Source organism: Ochrobactrum sp. S1502_03 (assembly GCF_044435015.1).
Classification (GTDB): Bacteria; Pseudomonadota; Alphaproteobacteria; order Rhizobiales; family Rhizobiaceae; genus Brucella; species Brucella chromiisoli.
On record NZ_JAYEXN010000003.1, the window covers coordinates 176,648 to 190,776 of the forward strand.

The following is a 14,129-nucleotide window of genomic DNA, read 5'->3' on the forward strand; positions in this document are numbered from 1 at the left end:
GCATGAAAGTTCTGTTGATCGGTTCCGGTGGCCGCGAGCACGCATTGGCATGGAAACTGGCGGCTTCCAAAAAGCTGACAAAGCTCTATTGTGCGCCCGGCAATCCCGGCATCGCCGAATTTGCAGAATGCGTGACACTCGACGTGACTGATCACAAGGCAGTCATTGCTTTTGCCAAGGATAAGGCCATTGATCTGGTTGTCGTTGGCCCGGAAGCACCGCTTGTTGCAGGTCTTGCCGACGATCTTCGCACTGAAAATATCCGCGTCTTTGGTCCGTCAAAAGATGCAGCGCAGCTTGAAGGTTCCAAAGGCTTTACCAAGGATCTCTGCGCGCGCTTTGATATTCCGACCGGCGCTTATGGCCGCTTCAACAATGCGCCGAAAGCCAAAGCCTATATCCGTGAAATGGGCGCCCCTATCGTGGTCAAGGCCGATGGACTTGCCGCCGGAAAAGGCGTCATTGTCGCCATGACGCTTGATGAGGCGCTGGATGCGGTCGATATGTGCTTTGAGGGTGCATTTGGCGCGGCAGGTGCCGAAGTGGTGGTCGAAGAATTCCTCGATGGAGAAGAAGCAAGTTTCTTCTGCATTTGCGACGGTAAAACTGCATTGCCGCTTGGTTCCGCGCAGGATCACAAGCGCGTCGGCGATGGTGATACGGGCGTCAATACCGGCGGCATGGGGGCTTATGCACCTGCCCCGGTTATGACGCCGGAAATTGTCGAACGCACCATGCGGGAATTGATTGAACCCACGATGCGCGGCATGGCTGAAATTGGTGCGCCGTTCTCGGGCATCCTTTTTGCGGGGCTGATGATTGGTAAGGATGGCCCAAAGCTTATCGAATACAATACCCGTTTCGGCGACCCTGAATGTCAGGTGCTGATGATGCGCCTTGAAAGCGATCTTCTGGACATCATCAATGCAGCCGTCGATGGCAAGCTCGATGAAGTCACGCTCGACTGGAAAAATGATCCGGCGCTGACCATCGTTCTGGCCGCGGAAGGCTATCCAGCCTCGCCGCAAAAAGGCAGCCTAATCCGTGGTCTTGAAACACTCACCGATGTTGAAGGCCTCAAGGTTTTCCACGCTGGTACGGCAGAAAAAGACGGCCAGATTATCGCCAATGGCGGCCGTGTACTCAACATTACGGCAATTGCTGAAACCGTTGCGGAGGCGCAAAGTAAAGCTTATGACGCTGTAAAACAGATCGACTGGCCGCAAGGATTTTACCGCTCCGACATCGGCTGGCGGGCTGTGGAACGGGAGCGCTCAGGCAAGTAATTCAGGCTATATGTCTGCTTTCATAAGATATAAGCGCCGTTGCAGGTCGATAACCAGCGCATTTTTAGCATAAGTGCGAAGCGGATTAGCGCGCGATCATGCGTGAAAACAAACAGATAGAGCATTTCCCATGTTTCAATGAAAACAGGAAATGCTTTAGCGAGCCCGATCAGTCGCAACTTCCAGATTGCTGTTTGAAAATGTGGGAGAAGCGACTTATATCAGCATCGGCGAACATTCCCATATTCTGGATAAAGCCGGAGAAACGTTTGTTAGATTCAAGATTGTTTTGATTATCGCCCTGCATCATCGCTTTAGTCTTTCATAAATAAGACATCAAACAATAAACCGGCAATATTTTGTTCAACAATATTCTGATCGCAACAATTTATAGTTCCGATAGTATTTTTATTAAATTGAGAAAAGCACCTTGTAAAAGCTTTTAATGCCGCATATATATGTGACATCGATTTTGTTTTCGAATGTTGCGGCGCGATTTCGCCCCCCGGTACTTCTTTCAAACTCGTGAAATTCGGCGATGGGCTTATGCTCATCATACTTCAACCGTGCGATTTGAAAGGAATTCAATATGGCAAACGGAACAGTAAAATTCTTCAATTCAACTAAGGGCTTCGGCTTCATTCAGCCTGATGACGGCGGCGTTGATGTGTTTGTACACATTTCGGCTGTTGAGCGTTCGGGCATGCATTCACTGAACGAAGGCCAGAAGGTCAGCTTCGACGTGGTCGCAGACCGTCGTTCGGGCAAGAATGCAGCAGAAAACCTGCAGGCGCTCTAATAATCATTCGAACGGAGTTTTTCGAAACTCTGTTTGCGTGGTAGCGCTTTAAAATTTGTCTCCAATCTTTGACCACGGATGTACTGGCACTGATTGTTGAGGCACTTCGAAGGTCGGGTAATTCCCGGCCTTTTTTTGTTTCAACCGTTCAGTCGCGACAATTTTGGTGAACAATTTCGATCGCGATCAATTCCAGCCTTGATGCGCGGTGAAAATGCAATCGGACAGTTTAAGCACTATCTGGAACGAGCGCAGAAGAAGATGCGGCGTTATCGAAAAACTGGTCCAAACTTCAATCATATGGCGACGTGCTTGCGGTGGCTCAGCGCGCAGCCTGGTAAAACGTAAAGCCAGGACCAAACAGCCAAAAACTTCGTTGTGTAAATATTGACGTTTACGTAATAAGCCGGTAGCTCTTAGTCATTGACAGCCGACGGGCTGAACGGATTGCACCAATTGAACGGGTAATTCGGAGCCTTTTGAGGAAAAGGTTCAGAGCAGGAACGCGTTCGATCATGCTCTGATTGTTTATTTTTGACGCGCATCTTGTCCGAAAACCGGTTCACACTTTCGGGATGCGATTTAGGAGGAAAGATGTATCGCGCGCCTGTTTCTGAAATTTTCCATATGCTGATGAAGGTCGCAGGACTGGAAAAAGCGTTAGAAGGTAATCATTTTCCAGAGTTTTCCGCCGATTTGGCCGAAGCTATTCTCGAAGAGGCAGGAAAGTTTGCTGCTGAACGCGTTGAGCCACTCCGCATCACAGGCGACAAGCACGGTGCGCGCGTTAAGGATGGCGTTGTTACCACCGCGCCGGGCTGGAAAGAGCTTTATGCCGATTGGATTGCAGGCGGCTGGAACTCGCTCACCGGCACGCCTGAATATGGTGGTCAGGGCTTGCCGACCATGATGTCGGTGGCAGTCAGCGAAATGTGGAATTCCGGCTCGCTGGCTTTTGCCATCGCGCCCACGCTCACCATGGGTGCGGTTGAAGCGCTAGAAAAGCACGCCTCGAAAGAGCTGAAAGACATTTATCTTGAAAAGCTCATCACCGGCGAATGGATGGGCACGATGAATCTGACCGAGCCGCAAGCAGGCTCCGACCTCGGGGCATTGCGCGCACGTGCTGAACGCCGTGACGATGGCTCATACCGCATCTTTGGACAGAAGATCTTCATCACCTATGGCGAACATGACCTGACGGATAATATCGTGCATCTCGTGCTGGCGCGCCTGCCCGATGCTCCCGCCGGAACCAAGGGGATTTCATTATTTCTTGTGCCGAAATTTCTCGTCAATGCGGATGGCTCGCTGGGCCGCCGCAATGATCTTTTCTGCTCGGGCCTTGAACACAAGATGGGCATTCACGCTTCCCCCACCTGTACCATGATCTATGGCGATGGATTTGTGAAAGGCGAGGAAACGGGTGCTGTCGGTTATCTGATCGGCGAAGAAAATCGCGGCCTCGCCTGTATGTTCACCATGATGAACAATGCCCGTTTGCTGGTTGGAATTCAGGGCGTGGGCGTTGCAGAAGCGGCCTATCAGCAAGCCCTTCATTATGCCAAAGACCGCAAACAGGGGCGCGCCCTTGGTGCCGATCCGAAGTCTGGTATGAGCCCGATCATCGAGCATCCTGACGTGCAGCGTATGCTGCTCACCATGAAAGCACTGACACAGGTTGCACGCGCAATTACCTATTCGTGTGCCCATGCTATTGATATGAGCCATGCAACGGAAGGGGAAGAAGCGCAATTCTGGTCGGATCGCGCTGGACTTCTCACACCGATGGCCAAAAGCTTTGCCACCGATGCAGGCGTGGATGTCGCATCACTTGGTATTCAGATCCATGGCGGCATGGGCTTTATTGAGGAAACAGGTGCCGCGCAATTGCTGCGCGATGCACGCATTACGCCGATCTATGAAGGCACCAACGGCATTCAAGCCATTGATCTCGTGCTGCGCAAGCTGCCACTGGGCAACGGTGAACATATCAAAGGATTCTTTGCCGAGTTGCAGGACGATGCCGAGAAGGCGAAAGTCTCGAACCGTCGAGAGCTGGGCGAAACAGGTTCGCGCCTTTCTGCTGCCATCGCGCAAGCGCGCGAAGCAACCGATTGGCTGCAAAAGGCTGCAAGCGAGGGCCGCACTGAAGAGGCACTTGCTGGCGCTACACCTTATCAGCGTCTTTTATCACTGACCGCTGGCGGCGCTTATCTGGCACGTGCGGCCCTTACCAGCGATGAAAGCAGCCATGCCGTTCTTTGCCGCTTCTTTGCTGAAAACATGCTGGCGGAAGTATCATCTCTGAAAGACACCGTGATAACGGGTTCAAGCAGCCTTACTGCGGCGAAATCTGCGCTGGAGCACTGATCATGAGTGAGCATATTCTGATCGAGCGCAAAGGCGCAGTGCAGATTATCCGGCTTAACAGGGCCGATAAGAAAAACGCCATTACGCGCGCCATGTATGCCACCATGGCCAAAGCACTGATTGACGGCGATGCCGATGAAAGCGTGCGCGTTCACGTGTTTCTCGGTGTGCCGGGCGCATTCTCGTCAGGCAATGACATGCAGGATTTCATGGCAGCTGCATCGGGTGGCAGTCTTGGCCAAGAAATTCTCGATTTCCTTGGCGCGCTCTCAAGCGCAAAGAAGCCGATTGTCTCCGGCGTCGATGGCCTCGCCATTGGTATTGGCACGACAATCCACCTTCATTGCGATCTGACATTTGCAACCAGCCACGCATTGTTCCGCACGCCTTTCGTTGATCTGGGGCTTGTGCCGGAGGCAGCATCCAGCCTGCTGGCACCGCCGCTTATGGGGCATCAGAAAGCATTCGCTCTTCTGGCATTAGGCCACGGCTTTGATGCGCAGGCCGCTCTTGAAGCCGGCATCGTTTATAAGATTGTCGAAAGCAGCGAGCTGGAAACCGAAGCTCTGAAAGCGGCAGACGAAATTGCTGCCAAGCCTCCGCAGGCAATGCAGATCGCCCGCAGGCTAATGCGGCTTCCCGCTGAACCCGTTTCAGAGAGGATCGCGCGGGAAGCAAAGCATTTTGCCGAGCGACTGACTTCGAACGAAGCACGCGAAGCCGTGATGGCTTTCCTAAGCCGAAAAAAATAATGCGATAAAAAAACCCGGATGGAGTTACCATCCGGGTGGCTTTGTTGGAGGTCAGCCAAGTTGGTTGCCTCAGCTTCGGAGCTTTAAATGTCTGAAAAGGTCCTTCATCTTTCCAGACGGCCGCCGAGTGAAGCGTTATTCTTTAGATAGTATAGAAATTCGACAAGACCGTGTTCACACGCGAATGTGATATTTTCTTAATTTCGAGCGATAATCTCACGGCCTTCAATCACCATGCGAACACCCAGCGAACCTGTCTTGCGACGTGCCAGAAAACGCGGACGACGGCGGCGTGGCTCCTGCCCCTGACGGCGTGCCTGTGGCTCAGACGTGCGAACAGGGCCAGTGCTTTCATAAAGCGGACGTGCAACGCCATCCTCTTCAACCAGCATCATTGGCAGATTGAAGGTTGCGGCCCATGCGCGCCAATCAGCTGCAACATCGGTCAGATCGTGCGCAACCAGCAGCGGCACGGAGAGCTGCGGATCTTCATGCATCAGTTCCAGCGTGACGGTGATTTCGCCGAACTCATCTTCAACCGCACGTGCCGTCACGCCGACGAAAGCGTTAATCGGAAGTGCAAGCGACATTGGCAAACCGCTTGATGGCAAAATCTGGCGGACAACCGCGCCCCGCTCGCTGATGGTGAAGGTTACATCTGCGTCACAATCTTCTGCCGGGTAAGTCACGACCTGTGGCAAGTGAAACGGATCCAACCGAAGTTCCTGACCTGCCCATTCCGGCTTCTTAAGTCCGCTGCTCATCATTTTCGACGCCTCTGCCTTATCTCTCTGTTTTTTTGAGAGCCAGTTATTCCGGCTTCTCTTTATGAGCGATGTTCGCTCTTGTTGATTTGGAGAATAGGCGATGAATATTACCGGGGCGCTTAACGCGTTAGGTTAACTTTTCCCTGCTTTTTCATTTGGTTACTGCTTTACAACCAGGTGTAAGAACTCGGTAATGCTTGCTAATTTTCGTTTACATAAATGAAAAGGCGGACAGTTTCCTGCCCGCCTCGATTTCGTCATATTTGCTGAAATTACAGCACTTTACCCGGATTCATGATGCCATTCGGGTCAAATGATTTCTTAATATGGCGCATCAGTTCAAGCGCTACGTCCTGCTTGAAGAAGGCAAGTTCTTCGCGCTTCAACACGCCGATACCATGCTCCGCCGAGATCGATCCCGTATAAGAAGCAACAATTATATGAATGCGGTGATTAAGGTCGTGCCAGCGATCAAGGAAAGCCTGCTTGTCTGCACCAACAGGCTGCGACACATTATAGTGCAGATTGCCGTCGCCGATGTGTCCAAAGCAAACGATGCGCGAGCCGGGAATCATTTCGAGCGTTGCTGCATTGGCCTCATGAATGAATTCCGGGATTTTCGCGACAGGAACCGAAATGTCGTGCTTGATTGAGCCACCTTCCGGCTTCTGCGCCCAGGACATTTCTTCGCGCATTTTCCAGAACATTTGTGCCTGCGCAACGCTCTCGGCAATGGCGGCATCCTGAATGATGTCGTTCTCAAACGCTTCCGTCAGGATTGTTTCAAGCGTCGTACGCGCATCGTCTTCTGAACGGCTCGATGAAATATCGACCAGCGCATACCAGTCATGCGGGCTTTCAAGCGGATCGCGCACACCATCCACATGGGCGATGGTAAATTCAACGCCGACACGCGGCATCAGTTCAAAGCCGGTGAGCGACGGGCCGGCATGTTCGGTCGCAAGCTGGAACAGGCGCAGCACATCTTCCGGGCTGCGAAGACCGGCATAAGCGACGCCCTTGCCCTTTGGCTGCGGGTAAATCTTCAAAACGGCAGCAGTGATAACACCGAGTGTACCTTCCGAACCAATGAAGAGGTCCTTCAGATCGTAGCCGGTATTGTCTTTCTTCACATAGCGAAGGTCGTTGAGAATCTCACCGCTTGGCAAAACCACTTCAAGACCGAGGCAAAGTTCACGCATATTGCCATAGGCGAGAACTGCCGTGCCGCCAGCGTTAGAACCAAGATTGCCACCAATCTGGCATGAGCCTTCGGCACCCAGCGAAAGCGGGAACAGACGACCCACTTTCTGCGCTTCATCCTGGAGGTTTTTCAGGATCACACCGGCTTCCACCGTCACCAGATTGCCAACCGGATCAACCGAGCGCACCTTGTTCATACGGCCAAGCGACAGAACGATTGCAGTGTTGCTCTGATCCGGCGTCTGACCGCCAACAAGGCCGGTATTACCGCCCTGCGGCACAACTGGCGTTTTTGTTTCATTGGCGAGTTTCAGAATGTCAGAAACTTCCTGCGTTGAAGCCGGGCGCAGCACCAGCAGCGAACGGCCCTGATAAAGATCGCGCTGCTCAATCATAAATGGCGCAATGTCTTCGGGTGCGGTCAGCGCGTTCTTTTCGCCAACAATGGCTGCAAATCGTTCGATCAGGGCGGTGTCGAGCATGTGCTTCTCTTAGATGTTTGGGGAACTAGCGCGGGGCCGCCGCGCGTTTAAGACGATCATTAATGGCCTCACCGAGACCATCGAACGGAATGGGTTCAACTGCGATTACACGTGCGCCGCTTAAATCAAGCTTGCGCATGAAATCAAACAGATTGCTGGCCGCTTCGCGCAGATCACCTGTCGAGCTGAGATTGAGCAGAGCAACCGCCTTTTCGGCATTGACCACGCGCTCAGGCCCGAATGCCAGCAACGCCTCGCCCTCCTCAACACTCGCTGTATTGAGCCGCATGGCAGCATTGGGCGCATAATGCGATTCCATCATGCCCGGTGCCTGAATGGCAGCTTTGTGTTCGGCGCGTTCGAGTTTTACACCAAGAACGGCTTCAATCTCCTCAGCAGCCAGACCACCCGGACGCAGCAGGCGCACGCGCTCGCCTTCAACCTTGATGATGGTCGATTCAACACCTACGCCACACGGACCGGCATCAAGGATCATATCGATCTTGCCACCCAGATCGTCCGCCACGGCTTTGGCCGAAGTCGGGCTGATGCGGCCGGAAGTATTGGCGCTCGGTGCTGCAACCGGACTGTCGAGATTCTTTATAACATCACGTACTTTTCCGGTTGGCATACGGATAGCAAGTGTCTCAAGTCCCGCTGTCACCAGCGGATGAATGGGGCGCCGCGTATCCTGTTTGGCTTTAAGCGGCAGAACGAGAGTCAACGGCCCCGGCCAAAAAGTCTCCGCGAGTTTGCGCGAGACAGCATCAAAGGTCACATAGCGCTCGGCCATAGCGATGCTGTCAACATGCGCGATGAGCGGGTTGAACTGCGGGCGACCCTTGGCGGCAAAAATACCGGCCACGCCTTCGCCATGCGCTGCATCCGCAGCAAGGCCATAGACTGTCTCTGTCGGAATCGCGACAAGGCCACCGCGGGCGAGCACTTCTACCGCACGCGAAACAGCATTGTCATCGAAGTCCAGAATATCGGCCAAGGTCATTCTCCTGCCGCTTTAGCTACACAAAGCCTTGCTTTTGAGCAAGTGTATCTCAAAGGCAGTTAATGCAAGATCGGAATGAGTTATTAAAAAAAGCCGCCTTTGAGGCGGCTCTTTTATTTTATCCGGCGATTTTCGAGAAATCGGCCACCTTGCTGGTGGCTGCGCGGATTTGTTCAAGCAGTGCAAGACGATTGGCGCGGACGTTTTCGTCCTCGTCATTGACCAGAACCTTCTCGAAGAATGTATCCACCGGACCGCGCAGCTTGGCGAGTGCCAGCATCGCACCACCGAAATCTTCGCGGGCAATGGCTTCTTCGGCTTCCTGAGCTGCGAGGTTTACCGCCGCATAAAGCGCCTTTTCCTCGTCGAGTTTCAGCAGAGCCGCATCGACAGTTGCGGCAACCTTGGTGCCCTTCTTCTCTTCCGCAGCCAGAATATTGGCAGCGCGTTTGGTGCCAGCCAGCAGGTTCTTGCCGTCTTCTTCATTGATGAAGACGATCAGCGCTTCAAGGCGACGGGCAACCAGCAGAAGATTATCGGCATCAGAAGTCAGAACTGCGTCAATCGCGTCATGACGTGCACCGTCTTCTTTCAGGTGAACCTTGAAGCGGTCATGCAGGAAGGACAGAAGATCAGCAAGCAGTGGTTCCGCGTTGGCTTCGATTTCCGCACGCTTCATTGTTTCGAAGTTGCGCAGTGCGTTATCGACATCCTGTTCGCCATCCACATCGCCAGACTTTTCAGCAGCCAGCTTTGCTTCAAACTCGCGCAATTGACGCTGAACCTGACTTTCCTTGAGCGAGGCATAGGCCGAACGCAGAAGTGGCATGAGCGGGAACTTCCAATCTTGTGACAACACAAGACGGATCACGCCAAGCGCTGCACGACGAAGAGCGAACGGATCTTTCGAGCCGGTTGGCTTTTCGTCAATCGCCCAGAAACCGACCAGCGTGTCGAGCTTGTCAGCAAGAGCAACAGCCACTGAAACCGGGTTTTTCGGCACGAAGTCAGACGGGCCTTGCGGCTTGTAATGTTCTTCCAAAGCGGCTGCGACAGATTCATCTTCGCCTTGAAGAAGCGCATATTTGCGGCCCATTGCACCCTGAAGTTCGGGGAATTCGCCGACAACTTCCGTGGTGAGATCCGCCTTTGCGAGAACTGCCGCGCGTGTGGCAAGCTTCGGGTCAGCACCGACGAGTGGTGCAATCTCAGCTGCCAGTTCGCGGATGCGTTCAACGCGTGCGCCCTGCGTGCCAAGCTTGGCGTGGAAGGTCACATTCAGCGCATCCAGACGCGCCATGCGCTGATCAAGCGGCTTTGTGAGATCAAGGCCGAATTTCTCGCCCGACGCTGAAAGCTTGTCGAGGTCCGGCAGATCATGCTGATCGGTGTGCCAGAAGTAGAGCGCGTCAGAAAGACGTGCGCGCACGACCTTGCCGTTACCATAAGCGATTTCCGTGCCGCCATCGCGTGCTGCGATGTTGGACACCAGAATGAACTTGTTCGACAGCGCCTCCGTCTCACCCTGTTTGCGGGTGACGAAGCATTTCTGGTTCACGCGGATGGTCAGCTGAATGACTTCCGGCGGAATTGCGAGGAATTCTTCCTCAAACTCGCCCATCAGCACAACAGGCCATTCGACAAGGCCCGAGACTTCTTCAAGCAGGCCTGCATCTTCGACCAGTTCCAGCCCGGAGGCGAAGGCGAGATTATGCGCGTCCTGCGAGATGATTTCCTTGCGGCGCTCCGCGTCAAGCACCACAAAAGCCTTTTCGAGCTTATCGACGTAATCCTCAAAGCGGCGCACTTTGATCGGCTGACCATCGCTTAGGAAACGATGACCATAGGTGACATTGCCCGACTTGATGCCATCAACATCAAAATCGACCACAACCGTTTCTTCGGTTTCAGGCCCAAACGTGCAAAGGATTGATTGCAGCGGACGCACCCAGCGCAACGCACCCGGTTTTGACGAGGCCGCACCCCAGCGCATCGACTTTGGCCAGGGGAAATTGCGGATCGTCTGCGGTACGAGTTCCGCGATGATTTCTTCCGCAGCGCGGCCCGGCTTGGTCAGATGAGCAACATAGAAATCACCCTTTTTCGGGTCGGAATGCACATGCGCCTGCGATACATCGGTCAATCCAGCCTTGCGCAGAAAGCCCTGGATGGCCTGCTCAGGAGCCGTAACGGATGGACCTTTCACGTCTTCATGCACGTCTTTTGAGCGCACTGTCAGGCCGCGAATATCAAGCGTCAGGCGGCGCGGCGTCCAGTAGGCAGTGGTTGCCTCATAGGTCAGACCAGCTTCCACCAGACCATCGGTGATCATCTTCTTGAAATCACCCGCAGCCTTGCGCTGCATGCGAGCCGGGATTTCCTCGGAAAAGAGTTCGAGCAGTAAATCAGGCATCACACAGCCTCGTTCTTAAGGTTGAAGCCGCCGGCGTCGGTGAGCAGAAACGCTTCGCCGCACTGACGCGCGAGATTGCGCACGCGCAGAATATAGCTCTGACGCTCGGTAACCGAGATCACGCCGCGCGCATCCATCAGGTTGAAGACATGCGATGCCTTGATGCACTGATCATAGGCCGGGAACACGCATTTATGCAGTGAGCCTTCGCCCGTGCTGCCCGCTTTTAGAATGGCTGCACACTCGCGCTCTGCATCAATGAAATGCTGATGCAGGATTTCTGTATTCGCCATTTCGAAATTGTAGCGGGAATATTCCTGCTCGGCCTGTAGGAAAACATCACCATAGGTAACTTTTTCTTCGCCTTCGAGACCATTGAAGTTCAAGTCATAGACATTGTCCACGCCCTGCACATACATGGCGAGGCGTTCAAGACCATAGGTCAGTTCACCTGCAACCGGCGAGCATTCAATGCCGCAAACCTGCTGGAAGTAAGTAAACTGCGACACTTCCATGCCGTCACACCAGCATTCCCAGCCAAGACCCCAAGCGCCGAGCGTCGGGCTTTCCCAGTCGTCTTCCACAAAGCGCACATCGTGCAGCGTCGGATCAAGACCGATAGCACGCAGCGAACCGAGATAAAGATCCTGAAGGTTCGGCGGCGATGGCTTGATGATCACCTGATATTGGTAATAATGCTGCAAGCGGTTTGGGTTTTCACCATAGCGACCATCCTTCGGGCGGCGCGATGGCTGCACATAAGCGGCTTTCCAAGGCTTTGGTCCAAGTGAACGCAATGTCGTTGCCGGGTGGAAAGTCCCCGCCCCCACTTCCATGTCGTAAGGCTGCAAAATAGCGCAACCATGTTCCGCCCAATAGTTATGGAGCGTCAGGATCAAGCCCTGAAAGGAACGGGTGGGGTGCATATGTGCTGGCAACGTACTGGACACGGGGTCAGGCCTTGTTATTGAAATGATTGGCCCGGTCTAATTTGTCCGCCTGCCACGGTCAAGCATGACATTTGATCGCTGAATACACCAAGCCCCAGATCGACAAATACAAGGCCCGGAAATCGGTGCGACTTCCGGGCTATAAAACTATTCGGTTTTGCTTTCAGGGGCTTTTGCCGGGGCAAGGCTCTTCTCCTGAACCCGTGCCTCAGAAGGTGTTGGATCGGGTGCCAGACCCTTTTTCAGCTTTTCTTCGATCTTGGCCAGTTCTTCCGGCTCAGGCTTGCCAGCGATTGCGTGATTCCACTGGAACGTAGCCTCGAGTTGGCGACCCGCCCGCCAGTAAGCATCACCAAGGTGATCATTGATGGTTGGATCTTCCGGGCGCAGTTTTACGGCTTTTTCAAGCTCAACCACGGCTTCCGGGTAACGACCGAGCTTGTAATAAGCCCAGCCAAGCGAATCAACGATATAGCCATCCTGCGGACGCAGTTCGACTGCTTTCTTGATCATCTCCAACGCTTCATCGAGGTTTTCACCGCGATCAACCCATGAATAGCCAAGATAATTCAGCACCTGCGGCTGATCGGGATAAAGCTCCAGCGCCTTTTTGAAATTCGGCTCTGCCTGATCCCATTCCTTCAACCGTTCATGCGCAATACCGCGTTGATAGAAAACCGGCCAGTCCTTACGCTCTGGCTTTTCAATCTGCTTCACCGCTGCATCATAGATTTTTGCAGCATCGGCAAAATTTTTGTCCTGTGCGTAGACGGCACCCAATGCCAGATAGGTGCGCAGATCCGTCTTGTCGCGTTCAAGCAAGGTTTTCAACTGCGCGATCGCTTCGCCTGTCTTGTCGTTTTCGGCAAGATTAAGCGCGCGCTGCATTTCGGCGTCGCGCCGGTATGGCGATTTTTCAGGCACACGAGCATAGTATTCAACAGCCTGTTCGGGCTGGCGCAATTTCGCCGAAATATCACCCAGCTGATAAAGTGTTGCATCATTATCAGGGCGCAGCGGCAGCGACATTTGTAAATAAAGCTTGGCAAAAGCTTCCGCGCCACCGCGATTGATCGCGGTTCCGAGCGTATAAAGCACTTCGCCAACGCCCTGCTGCGGCGTGTCGATCAGGCGAGGATATTTCTGTCCCGCCTCAAGTTTTTCGCGCATTTCAGTGATGGTCATGCGGCCGTTGAGCAATTCTTCTGCGTCTTTGAGAAGCTTGATCGCGCCTTCCTTGTCGCCCTGACGAAGCTTGAAGGAAGCATAGGCCATCACAACCCGCTCATACGTATCAGGAGCCGCAGCGCCACCGGGGCGATCGTCAATTGCCTGCTGGTAGTAATTGCGTGCATCCTGCTTCTGACCGGCAATATCCGCAATCAAAGCAGCATTATAAATGCGGAAAAGGTTATACCATTCCGGGCCTTCAATCTTGTTGACATCGGCCAGTGCACGTTTCGGATTGCCCTGCCCGACTTTGACCCAAGCGCTCATGAGACTGGTGGCGAGCACATCCATATCAGACTGAACGGATAGCATCAGCAGCGGGCCGGTCTTGCGATATTGCTTTTTGGAAATCGCATCGATTGCCAATGCAACACGCGAAAAGCGCTCAATCTCCGGCTGATCTTTTAGTTCTTCCGCAATCGGCAGCGCTTCCTTGAAGCGGCCCTCCGTCAGAAGTGCCAGAAGCAGATTCTGCTTGATAATGTCATTGCCGGGATCAAAAGCCATGGCCTGACGGTAGAAATCCACCGCAGCGCCAATATTGTTATCGGCCTCGGCCGTGCGGGCCGCCAGAAAAGCGCCCGCAAAAGAACCGGCACGGACTTGCGAAACAGGATCTGGATTGGCTTTTGCCATCGCCGTGTTTACAGGCAAGGCTGCGCCAGCCAAAGCCAGCAAAAGCAACCCATAAAACGAATGACGTTTTGTTCCCTGCCGCATAAAGCCCAGTCCTCTTTTCAAATCCGTATCAGTTCCCCCTATTCAGAGGCACCCCAAGCATGGCCTTTTTGGGATGTCAGGGCAAGAAAAGCATCCGTGATGGATGCTTTTCTTTCATTCTTATCAGCATGTCATCGCCCTGAAACCGGCT

Annotated in this window: 10 protein-coding genes; 4 read left to right on the forward strand and 6 right to left on the reverse strand. The window is 53.6% G+C overall.

Annotated elements, in window-relative coordinates; translation table 11 throughout:
• Positions 1–2: 2 nt before the first annotated feature.
• The 4 genes from purD to VBH83_RS04390 all read left to right on the forward strand — a co-directional run bounded on the left by purD (position 3) and on the right by VBH83_RS04390 (position 5,210).
• The gene (gene purD, locus VBH83_RS04375; RefSeq protein WP_265983055.1) at positions 3–1,286 is read left to right on the forward strand and encodes a phosphoribosylamine--glycine ligase; all 1,284 of its coding nucleotides are present in this window, start codon (positions 3–5) and stop codon (positions 1,284–1,286) included.
• Between the two features lie 589 nt (positions 1,287–1,875).
• Positions 1,876–2,085: a cold-shock protein gene (locus VBH83_RS04380; RefSeq protein ID WP_024896137.1), complete on the forward strand. Its 210-nt coding sequence runs from the start codon at positions 1,876–1,878 to the stop codon at positions 2,083–2,085.
• Between the two features lie 594 nt (positions 2,086–2,679).
• Positions 2,680–4,458 (forward strand): acyl-CoA dehydrogenase, encoded by a 1,779-nt coding sequence (locus VBH83_RS04385; protein WP_265983054.1) that lies wholly within the window; start codon positions 2,680–2,682, stop codon positions 4,456–4,458.
• Positions 4,459–4,460: 2 nt separating this feature from the next.
• Positions 4,461–5,210, forward strand: a complete 750-nt coding sequence (locus VBH83_RS04390; RefSeq protein ID WP_265983053.1) for a crotonase/enoyl-CoA hydratase family protein — start codon at positions 4,461–4,463, stop codon at positions 5,208–5,210.
• A gap of 197 nt (positions 5,211–5,407) precedes the next feature.
• Here VBH83_RS04390 and VBH83_RS04395 read toward each other — a convergent pair whose 3' ends face one another.
• The 6 genes from VBH83_RS04395 to VBH83_RS04420 all read right to left on the reverse strand — a co-directional run bounded on the left by VBH83_RS04395 (position 5,408) and on the right by VBH83_RS04420 (position 13,978).
• Entirely contained in the window at positions 5,408–5,977 is a 570-nt protein-coding gene (locus VBH83_RS04395; RefSeq protein ID WP_265983052.1) for a DUF6101 family protein, read from the reverse strand.
• 272 nt (positions 5,978–6,249) lie between these two features.
• Positions 6,250–7,662, reverse strand: a complete 1,413-nt coding sequence (locus tag VBH83_RS04400) for an FAD-binding oxidoreductase (protein ID WP_265983051.1) — start codon at positions 7,660–7,662, stop codon at positions 6,250–6,252.
• A gap of 25 nt (positions 7,663–7,687) precedes the next feature.
• Positions 7,688–8,665, reverse strand: coding sequence for an L-threonylcarbamoyladenylate synthase (locus VBH83_RS04405; RefSeq protein ID WP_396996531.1), 978 nt, complete (start codon positions 8,663–8,665; stop codon positions 7,688–7,690).
• Positions 8,666–8,783: 118 nt separating this feature from the next.
• Entirely contained in the window at positions 8,784–11,078 is a 2,295-nt protein-coding gene (glyS, locus tag VBH83_RS04410) for a glycine--tRNA ligase subunit beta (RefSeq protein WP_396996533.1), read from the reverse strand.
• The gene (locus VBH83_RS04415) at positions 11,078–12,004 is read right to left on the reverse strand and encodes a glycine--tRNA ligase subunit alpha (RefSeq protein WP_265983844.1); all 927 of its coding nucleotides are present in this window, start codon (positions 12,002–12,004) and stop codon (positions 11,078–11,080) included. Before VBH83_RS04415 ends, glyS begins: the two co-directional genes overlap by 1 nt.
• A gap of 171 nt (positions 12,005–12,175) precedes the next feature.
• Positions 12,176–13,978 (reverse strand): tetratricopeptide repeat protein, encoded by a 1,803-nt coding sequence (locus VBH83_RS04420; protein ID WP_396996535.1) that lies wholly within the window; start codon positions 13,976–13,978, stop codon positions 12,176–12,178.
• Positions 13,979–14,129: the final 151 nt, after the last annotated feature.